The following is an 18,197-nucleotide window of genomic DNA, read 5'->3' as shown; positions in this document are numbered from 1 at the left end:
ACAGAAACGCTGGACTGTGGTGCGGCGTGGACGTACTGTCCGTGGTCGCTCGCGGTGCCGAAAGGCCCGCGAGAAGGGGGGAGCCTCCGGCGGTGCAACGCCGGAGGCCCCGAGACTCCCCAGCAATCCCGTGAGAACCGACCCGGCGGCAGGGGCGTGCAAGCCCAAGGCCGCCAGACGAGGAGTCGCCCAGTGCAACCCGAGGACCCCGAGTCCTATTCCGCCCCCGCCCGAGCGACCTGGCCCGCCACAGCCATCCCCGGCCGGCCGAGCACCCACTCGCAAGTTGACAGTGCCGTGGCGGACCCGAGCGACGGTACGGCCGACGCCAGCGCCAGCGAAGCGGATCCGGCGGGCAGGCTGGCGGCCATCCCCGACGCGGAGCCGACACCGGGCTCGGAGCTGCTTGACGAACTGCGTTCCCAGATAGCCCAGTTCGTGATCCCTCCCTCATCGGAGGCGTTGGACGCGATCACCCTGTGGGTGGCGGCAACGCATCTCCAGCCCGCGTGGCAGCACGCCCCACGTCTGGCGGTGGTGGGGCCGGCGAAGCGCTGCGGCAAGTCGCGGCTCCTGGACGTGCTGACTGAGACGGTTCACGAGCCGATGCTCACCATCAACACCACACCAGCGGCCATCTTCCGCTCGATCAACGAGGATGAGCCACCGACGCTGCTGGTGGACGAGGCCGACACCATCTTCGGCCCCAAGGTCGCGGAGAAGAACGAGGAGACGCGTGGCCTGCTCAACGCCGGTCATCAGCGCGGCCGGTATGTCACGCGGGTCGTCGGCAACGACCACACCCCGCACAAGTTCGCCACGTTCGCGATGGCGGCCATCGCGGGTATCGGGGACCTGCCGGACACGGTGATGGACCGGTCGGTGGTCATCCGCATGCGGCGCCGGGCCGATGGCGAGAAGGTCAAACCCTTCCGCTCACGGCGCGACATCCCGGCCCTGCACGAGCTGCGCGACCGCATCCACACCTGGGCCCGCCCACTGTTGGAGGACGCCGCAGACCTGGAACCGGACATGCCGGTTGAGGACCGTGCTGCCGACACATGGGAGCCCCTGGTGATCGTTGCCGACCTGGCAGGCGCTAGCTGGCCCCGGCTCGCGCGGATTGCCTGCGCGCGGATGGTCGCCGCCGAAGTGGCGGCCGAGGAGGACCATCCCAGCGGGGCACGCATCCTCGCCGACATCCGCCGGGTCTTCTTCGCCCAGCGTGAGGCGGACAGCCTCTCCACCGCGGATCTCCTCTACCACCTGAACGCGGACGACGAAGCCCCGTGGGGAGAGCGGGGGCGCTACGGCCTGACCTCCCGGGAACTCGGAGCGATGCTGCGCGACTACGACATCCGTCCCGGCAACGTGCGTATGGCGGACCGGTCGCAGCGCAAGGGCTATACGCGCAACAAGTTCCTCGACGCGTGGCGGCGGTACTGCCCCACCGTCCACCCGGTCGTCGCCCCTCGCGGCGAGGGCTGAACCCCACCCTCACTGGTTGCCGTACTTGCCGTCCCTGCCGTGATCTCGCAGGTCAGGGCGCATACCGGCAAGACGGCAGCCGAGGGCAAGACGGCAACGCAGGCGTCTCCGCGCAGGTAGCGCGCCAGTCAGGAGACACCGTCCGGATCCGTCTTGCCCCGTCCCAGGCGTCCTTGCCGTATCGCCGCCGGTCGCCGCCCTGCTCGCCGGGACGGATGCCGCGAAGCAGCCGTCCCGGCAGCGGCAGGCTGCGCCCTGGCAGGAAGCTGCCACCTCCTTGTCGCGAGTCAGGACAAGACGGTGGCGCTGCCTACCGAAACGGCATGTCCGGAGAGCTGCCGTCCCGCGCTGACCTGCAGGTGCAACGGCCAAGACGGCAAAGACGCCCCACGCCACTACCCCCAGGAGCTTCCCGCTTGACCGCCCCGCACCTCACCACGCAACCAACACGACCACGAGACGACGCCCGCAGCGACGAGAAGCCGAAGAAGCGGGCTGACGCCGAGCAACTCGTCCTCGGCGCGGCCGGCCTCGTCATCGTCGCGCTGACAGCCGGAGCGTTCTGGCTCTCCTACGCCCACCTTGCCGACGTCGCCGGCCAGCACGGGCTCGGCGCATCCCGCATCCGCCGCTGGGCCTGGCCCGCCACCCTGGACGCGTTCATCGTCGCGGGCGAACTGCTCATGCTGCGCGCAGCGCTGCGCCGAGACACCGACCCCTGGGCGATCGCCGTGACCGCCGCCGGATCAGTCGGCTCCATCGCGCTGAACGTCGCCGGGGTCAGCGGCACGGACAACGCGCGCAGCGCCCCGTTCCTCGACTACGTGGTCGCAGCCGTTCCTCCGGCCGCCGCGATGGTCGCCTTCGGCGTCCTGATGCGACAGATCCACCAGCTCGTCGCACCGTCCGACGACGGCTCGGACACCGGTTTCGTACAGGCACAAGACCGGTCGGTCGGGGACATCAGCCACAGCCACCGAACGGATTCCCCTCCCGATGGTGCGCAAGCTCCGAGTAACGAGCGGACGGAACCTGCGTCCCAGACATCGGATAGCAAACCGAGCGGTGGCCGACCGCCGAAGGCGACCATCGCGGAGCTAACGGATATCGGCCGGGCCACCGGTCATCAGCACGGCAAACTCACGCGCGGCCTGCTCCGAGCGGCTGTGAAGGACCGAGACCTGACGATCGGCAGTGAGCGGCAGACCGAGGTGATGGAGCGGCTTCGGCCGGAACTCGAAGCCGTCGGTATCGAAGTCTCCAGGCGCTGACGCCGGGCCTGCTCGGGTGACCGGAACCCTTCCGGTCACCCGAGCATCGGCCAACCGGCCCGCAGATTTCCACACCTGTGGACACCGCCTGTGGACACCTTGATGGCCGCGCAGAGCAGACCTCTCGCCCCGTTCGCCCAGCCGTACTTGGAGCACCTGCTTTGACGCACAACCAGCACCTGCCCGACGACACCCACGTCGAGCCGTCTGCGTTTCCGCAGTCCCCTACGCTGACGGAGCGTTTGCGTCGGGCGTTCGGACGGGCTGCTCCTGGCGGAGCCAGTAGTACCCCGAGTCCGACTCATGGCCGGACTTCGGGGGTCTCCGCCCCAGGGGCGGCGGAGAGGGCCCAGCGCCAGGGGGCGCCGGACCAGGTGGCCGTGACCGAGGGCGGCCCCGCCCCGGACACCTTCACGCCACCCAGCAAGCGATCCTCCGCCCAACACGCGCCGCAGCCCTCGCCGTCAGCGAGCCCGCTGTGCAGAGCGTCCAGCCAACAATCCGCCGGTTCACCGGCGACAAACGCACCAAGCGCGTCGGCCCCATGCGCTTCACCGACGACGAGCACACCAGCCTGCGCGAGGCCGCAGCCGAGCACGGCTACAAGGGCGAATCCGGGTTCGCCGCCGACGTCGTCCTCGCCTTCCTCGACGGCCGCTTCACCGCGAACCTCCCCCTGTCCGAGGACCGACGCCGCACCCACATCTTCCGAGCCCAGGTCCTGCGCGCCCTGAACCGCACCGGCGTCAACGTCAACCAGATCGCCCGCGCCCTCAACAGCGACTACACCCCGCCCGACATCCGTCAGTGCCTTGACGAACTCCACCGCCTGCTCACCTTGATCGCCGGGGCTCTGCGCGAGCTCACCGACGCGACGGAGGTCTGATCCGCGTGATCGCCGCCATCAAGCCCGCCGGCTCAAACACCCGCGGTCTGCTTGCCTACCTCTACGGCCCCGGCCGGCACGATGAACACCTCGACCCCCACCTCGTGACCGGATTCGCCATGCTCGGCATGCCCGACCCCGGCCGCGACGAGCACGCCACCCTGACCGAACTCTCCCGCCACCTAGACGAGCCAGTACGCCTGCGCAACAGCGAGTTCGGCAAGCCCGTCACCGACCACGTCTGGCACTGCCCCGTCCGCGCCGCACCCGAAGACCGCACCCTCTCCGACACCGAATGGGTCGAGATCGCCCAGCGCATTGTCCAGGCAGCCGGCATCGCCCCCGACGGCGACGACCTCGCCTGCCGATGGATCGCCGTACGCCACGCCGACGACCACATCCACATCCTCGCGACCACCGTCCGCGAAGACGGCCGACGCCCCAAGCTGCACGACAGCGGTATCCGGGTCGGCGATGCGTGCCGGGAGATCGAGAAGGACTACGGGCTGCGCCGCCTGACGAAGGGCGACCGCACCGCCACCCGGCGCCCCACCCAGGCAGAGATGCACAAAGCCGAGCGCCTCGGCTGGGAGCAGACCAGCCGTGAGTGGCTCCAGGACCGCATCCGCGCAGCCATCCCACACACCACCAGCGCCGAACAGCTCCTCGCCTACCTGGAAGCCGACGACATTCTGGTCAAACCGCGCCGCGGCCCCTCTGGAGATCTCCTTGGCTACGCCGTCGGCCGACCCGGCGACCTGAATAAGGACGGCCAGCAGATCTACCACCCCGGCGGTAAGATCGCCCCCGACCTTTCTCTGCCCAAGCTGGAAGCCCGCCTGGAGACCAGCACTCCTGAGGAACACCCCACCGCCCGTCGCAACCGACACACCACTGCCTGGCATCAGGCCACCGACGCCCGCGACACGCTCCACACAGAGCTCACCGACACGAGCGCCGGGGGCAGCGGGGACGCGCGTGCCCAGGCGCACATCACAGCCCTGGGCGAACTCATCGAAGCCACCGCACAGAAAGCCCCCGCCGACCTCCGTGCCCAACTGCGCTCGGCCAGCCGGGCCTTCCGCCGCGCTGAACGCTCTCAAATCCGGGCCGAAGACCGCACGGCCCGCGCTCTGCGGACCGCGGCCCGGGACATCGTCAACACGGCTACCGGCCCCGACGGCAGCGCCCTCGCAGCCCTGACCGCCGCACTCGTCTGGGCTGCCATACTCGCCGGACGCTGGCACGAGGCCAAGGGGCACGCCCACCAGGCCGATGCCGCCCGCCAAGCCGTGCAGCACCTCCAGGCAGCCGCCGACGATGCACTCGCTCCGACGCTCACAGAACTCAAAGGCCGCCGCCCCATGGAGGAGGCTCGTCGCACCCTCGCCAGCGATGTACGCGCGGCCGTGCCCGAGCACGCCGAGCGGATCCTCGCCGATCCCGGCTGGCCAGCCCTCGCCACAGTCCTTGCCGACGCAGAAGCCGGAGGCCACCAGCCCCACCAGCTCCTCAAGGAAGCCGCCGCGCGACGAGAACTCGGCACCGCCCACAGCCCCGCCCGGGTCCTGATCACCCGCATCCAGCACACCAGCCGCAACCCCGCACCCAACCGCCGTGCCGAAGCAGCCCGCCTGCGAAGCACCAGGGCAACGGGCGTCAGCGCTCCGCCCCCCGACACCTGGCCGCTCAAGGCGACAGCCGCTCCCGCCCGCCGGCCGGGGCGTCCCCTTGGCTGATCTCGAAGAGGAGTGCCCGATCCCCAGAGCTCCACCTGGCTCTACCAAACCCAACCGCGGAGACTTCCGGTCAGGCTGTCACCTCAGCCGGGGCCGAGACCGGTGGACGAACCCCAGTCAGCTCTTCAGCACGGCTCAGCAGGAGAGGCGCGAGCTCTGGATAGAACCCCCGAGCCACAGCCTGGAGCATTTCTGCGAGTGCGGCGAGCTCACCGATGCGGCCGGCGGGGGAGTCGAGGACGTGGGCGAACTGACTGCGGATTCGAGTGGCCACGAGTGGCACGCGAAGGCTGTACGCGTGGAGAAGGCCCGGGTCGTACCCGACCGGCACACGGCCCCAGCGCTCCCAGTCCAGCAGGGTCAGCGGCATTCCGGTGAGGTTGCCCCAGTGAAGGTCACCATGACCAGTGACACGCTCAATCTTCGACGGGGCGGGGATGCCCAGGAACTGGGGGAAAGCCCGCTCGATCCACTGTTGCCTCACGGTCTCCTTCCTCCCGTCCACTTCCGCCAGGCGGTCAAGCGCCTGTCTCAGCAGGCCCCACCACTGCTCCGGCAAGGCCGGATTACTGGTGAGGTCCGGCCTTCGAGGTGAGATGACTGGATCCTCTACAAGGTCGAGTACCTCAGCCTCGAAGGAGTAGTCCCCTTCAGCCCAGTCATACGTTCCATGGAGGGCTGGACGCGGCACGTCACGCGGTACCAAGAGGTCCGCTCCGACGATCCCTTCCCCGTTCTTGCGCCCGACGTTCTTCACCAGACTCCGGCTGACACGCAGCCAGTAGGCGCCCGACTGACGGCCCAGAGTGAAGCCCCCGAAGCCCCACGCCATCGGCCCCGTGCAGGTCAGGCCGACCGCTTCTGCAGCCCTTTGGTGAGCGGCTTCCATCAGCGCTCGCGTGGCCTCATCCGGTGGCAAGTTCATCGGTCACTCTCCTGAGCTGTTCGCGGGTGAGGGGAGCGGCCAGGGCCTTTGCGGCATCGTCCCAGTGACCAAGGCTGCTGGCCGAGGTCAACACGACGTCCAATGCCGGGCAGGAAGCGGCAGCCAGGAGGCCGGCGGCACCAGGCGAGAGGCCGGGGCGTATCAGGTCGATCAGTTCGGGTGTCATGGCGTCGAGGAGTTCGCCGCCGTGCAGGGGTGCCGAGGCGAAGGTGAGCATGCCGGCATCCTGTGCCTGGACCAATGGCCCGCCTCCATTGAGTGCTTGGGTGATCGGAGCGTCCATGATCAGGCTTACGGGCATCTGGATCCCGATCAGATGGTGGCCTTCCGATCCCGATGCCTCCCGGGCAAGGGTGACCAGCTCGGCGACGCTGAAGGCGCCTTCCCGGAGACCTGACCAGGTGGCCACCCCGTAGCCGCCGATCCGGCGGAGTTGCACGAGCCCTTCGAGGACTGCAAACGCTTCTCTCAGGCGCCCGTGCAACGCGGCGCGGTGTCCGTAGCGAGCGGCTCGCTCGGGATTATGGACGAATACCAGGTCCACGCGGCCGAGCTGTTCCCTGGCCTCCTCCACCTGTTGGCAGACGAACCGGGGATCGAGGCTGTGCCCGACGGCGGCATCCTCGTCAGTGAGGACGCCGAGCGCCATGGCCGTCTGAGCCTGACTCCTTGTGAAGAAGCCAGTCTTGGTGGCCGTCTGCGTGGCACCAGGGTGCTCCCGCAGGACTGGTCCGAGGCACTGTTGCGCCATTCCGTCCGCGTAGTTCGGTGCGGTGTCGATCCACGGAGCACCGGCCCGCAGAGCGATACGGGCCGCCTCGCTCACGTCCCGGACCCGATAGGTCCCCAGGGACAGGGCCGCCGTCACAGGGCAGTCCGGACAACAGCGACTGCCTGTCCCTCGACGAGGACCGAAATGAGCGCGGCCACGTTTTTCACTTCCAGCCCGGCACATTCAGCGAGATCGCCCAACGTGGCCGACCGGCCGAGAAGCAATCGGCGCAGGATCGGCGCGGCCGACTCGGCGAAGTCCCAAGCTGTGCCGGCCGCCGAGAACGTGACGGTGTTGTGCCCGTCGTTCTCAGCCACACGGCTCCGCGGAGCAGTCAGACGTACGGAGATCTCCGGCCGTGCGGGAAGCCCGTCCACGTAGGGCAGGGAGGGGATCGCGTGCCCGTGGTGCGTGGTATCGATCGACTCCGCCCACCGTTCGACGAGCCGGGGGTTGGCCAGCTCATTCAGAAGTTCCTGGCGTAGTGCGGCGAGAAAGTCCGTCTGATCAGGCAGCGAGGCGAATCGCGGGATGTCCTTGCGTAAAGCGAGGACGGATCGAAGCTGGTCCACGACCCAGTGGAGCATGTCCGCGCCTGTATGGGAGACGAGGCCGAACGTCAGGTGCAGCGACTCCGTGCCTTGGTCGGCGGTGACCGCGTGCCACCAGCCGCGTGGCAGGTAGAGCACGTCACCGGGCGCCAGGACGAGGTCTGCAACCGGCTCGCCCTCGGGCTTCTCCGGCGACTCGACATCGCGGAACGTCGGAGCCTCGCGAGTGGATCCGTACAGTTGCCATCGCTTGGAGCCATGCAGCTGAACCACGACGACATCGTGGTCGTCCCAGTGGAGCCCGAAGCCCTGGCGCTCCGTCCAGGAAGCGTAGGCGTTGACCTGCACGGGGGTGCCGAGGAAGCGTTCCAGGCCCTCGGCAGCCATCCCGACGGGCGGGTGGATTTTCTCTACCGAGTCCAGGACGAGTGAGGCGCCGTCCCTGAGCTGGGCGTGCAGTTCGGCCGGCAGGATGCGGGACCAGGTCACCGCGCGGCGGGTCGTCGTCGGGGCCGCGTATTTGTGTACAGGGACCATCTCGCCGTCCACCGAGAGCCTTAGCCGGGGCGGTTCCAGGCGCTGAGTGGCGATGATCAGGTTCAGGTCGTCCCAGGAGAAGAGGCCCGCCGCGTCGGCGGCACCGGGGAAGAGAGCGTAGGAGCGGTTGTACGTCTGGGCGAGGAACGTGTCCCCGCCCAGACGCCCCGCCCACGAGGCAGCATCAAGCATCGTGGGCGGCCCGATCAGTCGTTGCCGTCGGAACGGCCGCCACTGACGTCGGACTCCTGCTCGGTTCGGGTGCGAGCGGCCACGATCTTCCGCTTCGCCACGAGCAAGCCCCCCTCAGCGGCCACTGAAGCAGTGTTCTCTACCATCATCGAACTTCCCTCTCTACTTGGGGAACTCCCACCGGAGGCCCGGCAGGACGACTGGAGTCGGGTAGGCCGAGAGCCGCTACGACGTGCTGTAGATACCGGCGGCGAACAGGCCCAGCGAGCCGACGATCAAAGCGACGTACAACGGCCCTGCAAACCGGCCGATCCGGCGCTGGACCCACCGCGACAGGGCATCCACTAAGCCGACCCCGGCTCCGCCACCCGGCGAAGCCCGCGAGCCGACACGGACGGGCCCACGCAACGCGCACACTCGCACGGAGGGAAGCAGCCCGGGTTCGAGAGGATGACGAAGGGGTCGCCCTCCCGCATAGCGGTCGTCTGTGACCATGAACGTCCGGAGTCGCGGGACACGCGAAGCGTCATCAGAACGCGGCTCTCGCCCGCCGGGTCCGCCGCCCGCGAGGCTCCTTCGTATCCGCGCCCCTCAGCATCACTGCGATTTGCCATGTCCGCACCCTTCCGCAGTTCCTGGCCCACCTCGTTTGCGACAACACCCAGGAAACCGCGCATAGTCGGAGGTCTCCACGGCATCGATGCGGCACTCTTGACGCAGATCCGTGCACAGGCTCCGAAGGGGCCGAAGCCGCGGGAAGGGGGCGCCATGGGACTGGCAAAACGACGCAAGACCCTGGGCTACAGTCAAGAAACACTGGCCCAGTTACTCGGCGTGGACCGCACAACGGTCGGGCGCTGGGAAAGCGGCAGGATCGACCCGCAGCCGCCTCAGCGGCGAGGCTTGGCCATCGCCCTGGAAGTCAGCCTTCAAGAGCTGGAAGCCCTTCTGACACCGCCACAAGCCGCTGGCCAGGAGCTTGCCGGGCACCATTCCAGCGACCCCCCGAACGCGGGAGACTCTGACGAAATGATCCGCCGCGAATTCCTCCGCATACTCACTGTCAGCGGTGCGCTGACCGTTCTGCCGACCGACGAGGCAGAGGCGCTCACGGAGGGCGTCCGCAGGGGGATGCCAGCCGACTTCACACGAATGAACAGTCACCTTTGGCAGGTCTACCAACTGGCGCGCTCAAAGGGCTCCGTCTACCCCGTTGTCCGCGACCAACTGGCCACATTGAACGAGGCTCTGGCAGGCAACCGAGGGGGCACACGCCCACTTCTGAACGCGGCTGCCGACCTCTTTCAATTGGCCGGCGAGGTGGCCTTCGACGGAAGCCGTTACTCCGACGCCGCTGCTTCGTATTCGCTAGCGGCTGCCGTCAGCAAGGATGCCAAGGCGTATGACCTGTGGGCGTGCGCACTCGTTCGCCACGCCTACGTAGACATGTCTGAGCAGCACTATCGCCAGGCCGCTCAGATGCTGGGTGCAGCTGAAAGGCTGGCCAGCCGGGGTGACAGCAACCTCTCGACCCGGCATTGGGTCGCTTCTGTCCAAGCCGAGGCGTATGCGGGCCTCGGTGATCTGGCCGCGTGCGAGCGGGCGATGGACCAAGCGGAGACCGTCCGCGAACTCACTGCGGAGAGCGTCAACGGCGGATGGCTCCGTTTCGACGGTGCACGCCTCGCCGAGGAACGAGGCTCCCGCTACGTGCAGCTGGGCCGACTCGACCTGGCAGAGGACGCCTTGAAGGATGCCCTGGAGCAGACGGCCTTGGCGTCAGGACAGTCGTACCGGCGGCGCGGAGCAGTGCTTACCGATCTGGCCGCCATCGGCGCTAAGCGGCGAGACCCCGAACAGGTGGTGGCCTACGGAAGGGAAGCCATCAGCCTCGCCCGAGCCTCAGCATCCGGGTACGTCGCCCGTAGACTCCGAGACCTGTGCGACGAGTTCGGTCCACTGAGCCGCGACCACCGCGTGGCGGAGCTGGGGGCCGAGATCGCCACGCTGAGCACGCCGTGACGAGAGGGGTAGGCATGTCGCAGACCGAAGGTGCACGACTGTTCCGGGAAACCTGGATCGCCGGAGTGCACCAGCACTTCCCCGGAGAGCCGAAGGCCGGCTACATCACCCCGTGGGACGACACCCCGCAGTGGGAGCGTGAAGCCGCCGGATCGGTCTACGACCAGGTACGGCAATTCATCGAGGTCAGCAACGGCCACACGTCGAGACTGTCCCGCGAGCAGAGGAGCCGGTTCGTCGCGACGTGCTGGACGGCCCAGATGTTCAAGCACTTCGAGGACCCGAAACCCGGGTACGTGGCGGACTGGTCCGAGCTGCCGTCCTGGCAGCAGGAGACGGACGCCGACATCTTCGAGGCGATCGAGAAGGCGCTCAACTGACCACACCAGTCGGTGGTCAGTTCTCGATTCGCTCGAAGTCGCCGGGCCTCCATGAGCCGTCGAAGGCGGCCTCCTCGGGGCCGTAGATCCGGAGGTAGCTGAACCAGCTGCGTACCCGGACGGTCTGGATCCAGCGGCCTTCGGTGCCGGTGGGTTCAGTGGGGCCGAAGTAGAGGTCGACGTGGTCGCCGCAGCCTTCTGGGTCGAGCTTGTCGAAGAGCGAGCGAAGCGCAGCTTGCGCCTCCTCGGCGGCGACTTCGGAGCGGGTCTGTGCGTCGCAGGCTGTTACGGACCAGAGGAGGCCGACCGGGGCGGGCAGCGGGACGGTGAGTTTTTACGTCCAGCCTCCGTCGAGGTTGGCGTCTGCGGCGTCGTTGAGGCCGAGCCAGTACAACGAGCCCTGGCCGACGGCAAGGCGGAACAATGCGGGCGAGGCGACGATGGCCTGGACGAACCAGCGGTCCTTGGTCTCGACGTCGAGTGAGCCCTCGCATTCGAAGGTGCCGTTCTCGGGCCGCAGGCTCGCCCACTCCCAGGTGCGATCGGGCCAGACCATCCGGTCGGGTCGGTCGGAGGCGAGCATCTCGTCCCGGCCCAGGCTGGCGGCCTCGGTGAGGAGTCCGGTCATCCGCTCGTCGGCCTGGGGACAACAGCCCGCATGTCCCCTATCACCCGGGCGGCAGCTGCCGGCCGCTATCGCATGCGGCCGAACGGGTGAGCAGCTGAGAGCAACGGACGGCCCCCAGCACCGGTACGTGTCGGCCGGTGTCGATTCGAGGGCCGAGAAGGTGCCGGTGCCGCAGCGAGGGCAACCAGAAGTGGGTCCCAGGTTGGACGGGAAATTCGGTCATTAGTCCGGTCTGGTCAAATTGCGTCACTGCCTGGTTCGATAGGCCAGTGCTGTCACGCGGGGAAGACGTGGGGCCCGGGGGATGTGGGAGACGCATCGCCTATCCCGGAGGAAGGCCCGAAATGACGGGGCCGGCGTGGTCTCTGGTGTTCGGGGCGGCGCTCACGCTGGCAGGGAAGGCAAGCGCCCGGTCGTTGACAGGGGCGTCGATCGAGCGCCGGACGGCGATACTCACTGCTGCTGCGTTACTCGACGTGGCCCAGCTCGCCTGTACAGATGGATTCGTCCGCCCGGATCTGGTCGCCGATGCACAGTTCGCGGCCTCGCTCGTCCGCTCGTACGATGCGCTGCATGGCACCGCGCTCGCCTTCCACGGGCCTTCGGCCCCGTCGTGGGCTGATCACGAGATCACAGATCTGTCGGCCGAGGACGACTGGTCGGTCATCTACGGTGACCTTCGCTATCTCAGGCGTGAATGGGCCGCTCACCAGGACCTCTTAGCGCGCTGAGCACCGAGCCCGTCGCTTGCCTGCCGTGCCGGCTGCGGTCGACCGGCGTGTTCCGGGATCTCTCCGGCCCGGTGCGGTGCGGCGGTTCACCTGGCGGTCAGAGCGGCTCGCGCCTTGGGCGCGTGCAGTGGGTTGAAGTGCGGGTTGATCGCAAGAGCCTTGGTGAGGTCGTCGCGGGCGGCGTCGGTGTTGCCTAGGGATTGCTGGATCATGCCGCGGTGGTAGTGAAAGAGTGCGTTGCGGGTGCCCAGTGCGAGTGCCTTGTCCGAGACGGTGAGGGCTTCTTCGTCCTGGCCGTTGGTGTGGAGGGCCCAGGCGAGGGCGTCCTGGGAGTCGAGGAAGGGCCGGCTCTTCAGGCTTTTTCGGGCGAGGGCGAGCGCTTGTTTGTGGTCTCCGTGGTCGGCTTCGAAGAGGGCGGCGTCGGAGTCGAGTGTGACGCCGTTGGCCGCGAAGAGTTTCTGTTCGGCGCGGAAGATGTCGTACTGCTGGTCTGCTTGCTTCGTGCGGCCGAGTGACTGGTAGAGCTCGCCGAGTTGGAGCACGTATTCGGGTAGAGGCAGGCGCTGTCCGGCCCGGGCGAGATCGGTGAGGGCTTCGGTGTTCTTTCCGAGGGCGGCCTCGGCCCTGGCTTTGATCTGAAGCAGTGGGGCGTCGTTGGGGACGGCGCGCAGGCCCTGTTCGGCGTCGGTGAGTGCCTGGTCTGCGTCGCCGTTGTTGAAGGCCATCTCGCTGAGGTAGTAGCGGGCGAATGCCCGGTCCGCCGGACTGCCAGCGCTCTGCAGGGCTCGTTGCATGTCGGTGCGGGCGGTGGTGGTGTCTCCCCGCAGTTCCGCGGCGTAGGAGGCGCGGGCGAGGGACGGGGTGCCTGGTTTGAGGTCGACCATCTTCTGCACGGCGTCGGCAGCTTCGGAGTAGCGGCCCAGCTGTGTGTAGGCGTCGGCCAGCGTCCCGTAGAGCGTGGCGTTGTACGGGTTGATGGCGACAGCCCGCTTGGCCCAGGACAGTCCCTGGGAGAAGTTGTGCCGGGCTGCCTCGAGTGCGGCCATGCCGCCCATCGCGGCGAAGTTGTCCGTGCTGTCCAGCGTGAGTGAACGCCTGAGGACTTCTTCGGCCTTGGGGTAGTACGTCGGGTCGGCAGTGATCTTCGCCTGCTGGACGTAGTTCAGGCCGAGCGTCCCGAGCGCGACGGGATCGCGAGGATTGCGCCGTGCGCGGTCCTGGAGCGTGCTGATGTCGGCAGCCAGCGGGTCGGCACCGGTGGCGGAGCCTCGTCCAGCGCTGGCTTCAGGGGTGCTCGGGGCGCTCTGCGATACGGACCACGGGGAAAGCCCCAGTCCGCCGGCGAGGAACAGAGCCGCGGCGAGAACGATGACCACCGTGGCGGCCAGCAGGAAGCCTCGACGCGTGGGCAGTTGGCGCAGTTGCATGGTCTCTTCCCGCTCTTAGGGGTGTGGCCGGGCCCGGTGGTCAGCGGGCAAGGGTGGCGTAGACGACGAGGTTGTCGCGGTACTCGCCCTGCGTCCGGTCGTAGGTGCCGCCGCAGGTGATCAGCCTCAGTGCCGGTGGACCGGTGGTGGCGTAGACCTGACTGTCGGGGAAGGCGTCCTTCTCGTAACTCCGCAGCGCACGGACAGTGAATGCAAGTTCCCTGCCGTTGTCGCTTCGGATGGTTATCCGGTCGCCCGGACGCAGGGAGGACAGTCCGTAGAAGGCTGCTGGTCCGGTGGCGGAGTCGACGTGCCCGACGAAGACCGCCGCGCCCGGGTCGCCGGGACGCGGGCCGTCGCTCCACCATCCGACATCCGCGGGATCCCCCGGTGCGGCGAGCGTGCCGTCCTGCTGGACGCGGAGGCCGGTGAGTGGCTTGTCGAGGCCGATCGAGGCTATGCGTATCCGCTGGGGCGGCGCCGCGGGTGCGGTTTCAGTGATGGTGTTGTCCGACCCCGGCTGGACAGGGACCTCTCCTATGTCGATGTCCCTGACAGCGTGGGTTGTCGGATCGAGCAGGACCCAGGTACCGGCGCCGCCGAGCCCGATCCCCGTGGCGACGGCGACCGCTGCGATGATGCGGCGGCGGCGCTTCGGGTGGTGTCCCTGGTTGCGCCGCGGTCGCCCGCCCTCAAAGTTCGAGGGCGGGCGACCTGTGGCGGCGGGGCTGGTCATGCCTGGTTCGCGCGCCGCCGGCGCAGGGCCAGCGCTCCCGCGCAGGCCAGGAGTGCGCCGCCGCCGACTGCGGTGACGGCCGCGACGGGGAATCCGTCGCCGAAGGCGGTGCCGCCGAAGCCCGCTCCGACGCCGCCGTCGGGGTGCAGGGAGTCGGCCTGGTTGACGGCTGCGGTGTTCGGCAGCGCGACGTAGGGGAACGAGTTCCCGGGCTGACGGTAGGGGGTGTCGACCGCGTCGCCCGCTGCCAGGCCCTTGACGATCTTTCCGGTCTGGGCGGCGCCTTCGAGGGCCTGGAGCTCGATGTCGACGACGTCGTCGTTGAGCCGGCGGCCGTTGGGGAAGCCGCCCAAGTCGTTGGCGAGAACGCCGAGGCGGTTGGGCTTGGCCGTGACGGGCACGGACATGTTCAGCCGCAGTTCCTCTGCCGGTACGAACGCGGACTTGTCGACGTCGGCGTTCAGCAGCTGGGAGTTCAGGTCCGCCTTGATGGGGCCGCATGCCTTGCAGATACCGGTGAGGAAGATCTCGACCAGGTCGTTGCGCGGCGTCGCCGGCGCCGGGATCCCGTAGATGCTCTGGATCAGCTTCGGCACGATCGGGTCCTTGACCTTGTCCACCACCGGGGTGACCGAGGCATCCTTGTCAGGGCTCAGCGCGTTGAACGCGTCCTTGTACTTCAGCGGGACAACCACCTCGTTGACCAGCGGGTTCCCGAGTCGTGAGACCTGGCGCCACTCCGACTCGCTGCCCTGGTCGGGTGCGGTGTCCTTGTCCGGTCCCTTGGCGTCCCCGGCCGAGGACGACTCCCCGCCCTTGTCACCGGCACCGACGACGGCCGCGCCCTTGCGGTCAGTGGTGGACCAGACGCCGATCACGGGGTTGCGGGTGGCGTCGCCCTTGAGTGCCAGATCCTTCTTCGGCACCTGGAGGGCGATGGTGTTGACGTTGTAACCGGCGAGCGTGTTGTGCCCGGTCTCCTTCAGGTTGCCTCCGTACAGGAGGTCGAAGATCCGCAGATCCAGGAAGAACGGGTCGGACGCCTGCCCGGCGAATGTCTGACCGCCGTTCGGCAGGTCCAGCATGGCCTGCTTGCGCAGTGAGGCGTAGTCGGGCATCGACGCGATACCCACGTTCGACGGAGCCGCCGGCGCGTCCTTGAGGAGCGTCTTGGTGCTGCCGTGCGCGTCGGTCGCCGTCAGGGTGTACGTCTGACGGAAGTTGAGGGTCGGGTCGTCCAGCTTCTTCACGACACCGGTGTTGTAGAGGAACTGGTCGGCGGCGTCCCGGATGTGGTCGGTGAACGCCCAGGTGTAGGTGGTGTCGGGCTTGCCGTCGCCGTTCGCGTCGATCTTGATGTTGTAGCGGGCGTCGTTGGCGAACGGGTAGAAGTTCGGGCCGCCGTTGGGCTCCTCGAAGGGAATCCAGTTGGCCACCAGCGTGACGGTGTCCGGCTTGTCGGGGCTGGTGAAGGCGTAGACGTCGGTGTTGTCGGCCTTCGGGTCGCCCGAGGTCAGGGGCGCCTCGCGGTGGCTGGAGGCGGAGCTGGTGCCGGGCGTCAGGCCGGTGAGCGCCATGGCGCTGACCAGGGCGAGGGTTCCAGAGGCTGCGAGCGCTCGTTCGAGGCTGCGAGCCGGGCGTTTCGATCGGGGGCGGCAGGACTGCATGGGCCATCCGTTTCCGGTGAGAGCCGCGGCCCTCCGGAAGCTGAAGGTAGGCGGCTGGGGTCTGCGCTCGAAGAGCCACCTGGGAGCAAGCCGGGCCCAACCCGGAGGTGAAAACCACGCGGCACACGCCACACAATGTGACTAAGAGCTACGTAAAGAGCACCACGCGTGGGAAACCTGCGCGCGGCGGAAGGGCCGAACGGGGACTTGGCAGGAACGTCCTCTGCCCCGGGCGGAGGGGCGCTGTGAGCCGCGCGGGTGACGAGGCGACCAGGACCGGCACTCACAGAGAACGAACGGGTACCACTGTGGTCCGCCCCCTCGGGCGGACCAAGCCATCAAACTGCAGGCCGCGCCAGCCATCCAGGCGTTCCCCTGCGCCCCCTCGCCGGAGGCGAAACGGATGAATTCCCTGTTCGGAAGCCGTCCTGTGGTGACCGCTCACCGTGTCCTCGCGCAGCGTGTGGCCCTGCTGGCCACCGCCGTGGTCTCGCTGTTCGCCGTGGCCGTACCCACAGCCGAGGCACATCCCCTCGGTAATTTCTCGATCAACGAGTACGCCGGATTCACCCTCCACCCCGACCACGTCGATGTGCTGACGGTCACCGACACCGCCGAGATCCCCACACTCCAGGCCACCCCGGCCATCGACACCGACGGCGACCGTCAGACGAGCAGCAGCGAACGCACCACCTGGGCCACTACCCAGTGCGCCGCCACCTCGGCAAAACTCACCGTCACTACCCCGCAGCGCCTGGTCTGGACGACACGGTCGGCAACCTTCCGCTTCCAACCGGGCCAAGGCGGTCTGCGCACCGGGCGACTGGAGTGCCGGATGCGCGCACCGCTGGACCTGACAGCCGGGGCGGTGACCTTGCGCGTCGACACCGGCGCGGACAGGAAGCGGGTCGGCTGGCACGAGATCACCGCAACGGGCATCGGAACCCGCCTCCAGCACTCCACCGTTCCCCAGACCTCCCCCACCCATGAGCTCCGCAGCTACCCGCGCGACCTTCTCTCCACGCCGCGCGGCGACACCACGGCACAGGTGACAGCCGGCCCGGGTGGCCAGACCGCCGGTAACCCCCTCAGCAACACCGCAGAGGCGGGAGAAGGAGGCGGCCTCACCGGACGCGTCGAAGCGCTGTCGCAGCGCCTCACCTCGATGACCGGAGCACGCGACCTCACCCTGCCGATCGGCCTGCTGGCAGTACTGCTCTCGCTCGTGCTCGGCGCAGGTCACGCGCTGCTGCCCGGGCACGGAAAAACCGTGATGGCGGCCTATCTCGCAGGGCGCCGCGGCAACGTGCGCGACGCGGTCACCGTCGGAGCAACCGTGACAGTCACCCACACCGCCGGCGTCATCATCATCGGCCTCTGCCTCACCACCTTCTCCTCCCTCGCCGGCGACACGGTGCTGAACTGGCTCGGCGTCATCAGCGGCGCACTCGTCACCCTCGTCGGCGCCACACTCCTCACCGACGCCACCCGCCGCTCCCGCCACAACACAGCTGCCGCTGCTGCAAGCCCGGCTGAAAAGCCACCCCTCGCAATGGCCGGCGCCGGTGCACATGGCCACGTCTCCGCGACCACCGAGATGCCCCACACGCACGACCACCCGGTCCACACACACGAACCACACGCGCATCCCCACAGCCACCAACACGACCACGAAAAGCCCCACCGCCACGGCCTGTTCGGACACGCCCACCACCACGCGCACCCCCACGCACCCGCCGAAGGCGGCGCACAGCCCTTCACCACGCGCGGACTCATCGGTCTGGGGGTCGCCGGCGGACTGGTACCCAGTCCTTCCGCGCTCGTCGTGCTTCTCGGTGCCATCGCCTTGGGCCGTACCGGCTTCGGCGCGGCACTCGTCCTCGCCTATGGCATCGGCATGGCGGCCACCCTCACAGCCGTCGGAATCCTCCTCGTCAAGCTCGGCAACCGAGCCGAATCCCTCACCTCCCGACCCGCATTCGCGCTCATTCGTAGGATCGCGCCCTACACCGCTCTCCTGACCGCGGCACTCGTCCTCGTCGTCGGACTCAGCCTGATCGCGCGCAGCCTGCCGCTAGCCTTGTAACCAGCGGCTATACGCCTGCCGGCAGCAACCCGACCCGGCAGACTCCCAGAGGGCATCGACGTGCACCGTCACCCGGCTGGGCAGTCACGAAGCACGATGACCGCCCCCGTCCTGGCTTGGGCGGGGGCGGTCAGGGCG

Annotated in this window: 14 protein-coding genes and 2 pseudogenes; 8 read left to right on the top strand and 8 right to left on the bottom strand. The window is 68.5% G+C overall.

Going from position 1 to position 18,197, the window contains the following annotated elements:
• Positions 1-192 precede the first annotated feature (192 nt).
• From OG408_RS17840 to OG408_RS17825, 4 genes and pseudogenes are all read left to right on the top strand, one after another.
• Entirely contained in the window at positions 193-1,488 is a 1,296-nt protein-coding gene (locus tag OG408_RS17840; RefSeq protein WP_326670777.1) for a DUF3631 domain-containing protein, read from the top strand.
• 416 nt (positions 1,489-1,904) lie between these two features.
• Positions 1,905-2,759, top strand: coding sequence for a DUF2637 domain-containing protein (locus tag OG408_RS17835; RefSeq protein WP_326670776.1), 855 nt, complete (start codon positions 1,905-1,907; stop codon positions 2,757-2,759).
• 374 nt (positions 2,760-3,133) lie between these two features.
• Positions 3,134-3,645 (top strand): annotated as a pseudogene (gene mobC / locus OG408_RS17830) (plasmid mobilization relaxosome protein MobC).
• Positions 3,646-3,650: 5 nt separating this feature from the next.
• Complete coding sequence (locus OG408_RS17825) at positions 3,651-5,384, top strand: relaxase/mobilization nuclease domain-containing protein (protein ID WP_326670774.1); 1,734 nt, start codon at positions 3,651-3,653, stop codon at positions 5,382-5,384.
• Between the two features lie 70 nt (positions 5,385-5,454).
• On the opposite strand, the gene OG408_RS17820 is transcribed toward OG408_RS17825, so the two are convergent.
• Genes OG408_RS17820 through OG408_RS17810 form a run of 3 tightly spaced genes read right to left on the bottom strand, consistent with a single transcriptional unit; the run spans position 5,455 to position 8,382 of the window.
• Entirely contained in the window at positions 5,455-6,309 is an 855-nt protein-coding gene (locus OG408_RS17820) for a hypothetical protein (protein WP_326670773.1), read from the bottom strand.
• Complete coding sequence (locus tag OG408_RS17815; RefSeq protein ID WP_326670772.1) at positions 6,290-7,156, bottom strand: aldo/keto reductase; 867 nt, start codon at positions 7,154-7,156, stop codon at positions 6,290-6,292. The genes OG408_RS17820 and OG408_RS17815 overlap by 20 nt, the downstream gene beginning before the upstream one ends.
• A 38-nt stretch (positions 7,157-7,194) precedes the next feature.
• Positions 7,195-8,382, bottom strand: a complete 1,188-nt coding sequence (locus tag OG408_RS17810) for a cupin domain-containing protein (protein ID WP_326670771.1) — start codon at positions 8,380-8,382, stop codon at positions 7,195-7,197.
• Between the two features lie 768 nt (positions 8,383-9,150).
• Between OG408_RS17810 and OG408_RS17805 the strand changes: the two genes are divergently transcribed.
• Both OG408_RS17805 and OG408_RS17800 read left to right on the top strand, forming a co-directional pair.
• Entirely contained in the window at positions 9,151-10,404 is a 1,254-nt protein-coding gene (locus tag OG408_RS17805; RefSeq protein ID WP_326670770.1) for a helix-turn-helix transcriptional regulator, read from the top strand.
• Positions 10,405-10,418: 14 nt separating this feature from the next.
• Positions 10,419-10,784 carry a hypothetical protein gene (locus OG408_RS17800; protein ID WP_326670769.1) on the top strand — a complete coding sequence of 122 codons (366 nt, stop codon included), beginning with the start codon at positions 10,419-10,421 and terminating at the stop codon, positions 10,782-10,784.
• 16 nt (positions 10,785-10,800) lie between these two features.
• Here the strand turns inward: OG408_RS17800 and OG408_RS40175 are convergent.
• Positions 10,801-11,106: pseudogene (locus OG408_RS40175) on the bottom strand (DUF1214 domain-containing protein); the annotation flags it as partial.
• A 12-nt stretch (positions 11,107-11,118) separates the two neighbouring features.
• Complete coding sequence (locus OG408_RS17795; RefSeq protein WP_326670768.1) at positions 11,119-11,412, bottom strand: hypothetical protein; 294 nt, start codon at positions 11,410-11,412, stop codon at positions 11,119-11,121.
• A gap of 344 nt (positions 11,413-11,756) precedes the next feature.
• Between OG408_RS17795 and OG408_RS17790 the strand changes: the two genes are divergently transcribed.
• A complete protein-coding gene (locus tag OG408_RS17790) occupies positions 11,757-12,143 on the top strand; it encodes a hypothetical protein (protein ID WP_024489980.1) in 387 nt (128 codons plus the stop codon).
• An 86-nt stretch (positions 12,144-12,229) separates the two neighbouring features.
• Here the strand turns inward: OG408_RS17790 and OG408_RS17785 are convergent, their stop codons facing one another.
• The 3 genes from OG408_RS17785 to OG408_RS17775 are packed head-to-tail and all read right to left on the bottom strand — an operon-like array spanning position 12,230 to position 15,973.
• Positions 12,230-13,570 carry a tetratricopeptide repeat protein gene (locus OG408_RS17785; RefSeq protein WP_326670767.1) on the bottom strand — a complete coding sequence of 447 codons (1,341 nt, stop codon included), beginning with the start codon at positions 13,568-13,570 and terminating at the stop codon, positions 12,230-12,232.
• Positions 13,571-13,610: 40 nt separating this feature from the next.
• Positions 13,611-14,306 (bottom strand): class F sortase, encoded by a 696-nt coding sequence (locus OG408_RS17780; protein ID WP_326670766.1) that lies wholly within the window; start codon positions 14,304-14,306, stop codon positions 13,611-13,613.
• Complete coding sequence (locus OG408_RS17775) at positions 14,303-15,973, bottom strand: DUF4331 domain-containing protein (protein WP_326670765.1); 1,671 nt, start codon at positions 15,971-15,973, stop codon at positions 14,303-14,305. Before OG408_RS17775 ends, OG408_RS17780 begins: the two co-directional genes overlap by 4 nt.
• A gap of 433 nt (positions 15,974-16,406) precedes the next feature.
• Here OG408_RS17775 and OG408_RS17770 point away from each other — a divergent pair, with 433 nt between their 5' ends.
• Positions 16,407-18,059, top strand: coding sequence for a nickel/cobalt transporter (locus OG408_RS17770; protein WP_326670764.1), 1,653 nt, complete (start codon positions 16,407-16,409; stop codon positions 18,057-18,059).
• Positions 18,060-18,197: the final 138 nt, after the last annotated feature.

The organism is Streptomyces sp. NBC_01257, assembly GCF_035917255.1.
Classification (GTDB): domain Bacteria; phylum Actinomycetota; class Actinomycetes; order Streptomycetales; family Streptomycetaceae; genus Streptomyces.
Note: the sequence above shows the minus strand (reverse complement) of the source record. Positions and strands in the feature narration are given on the sequence as shown.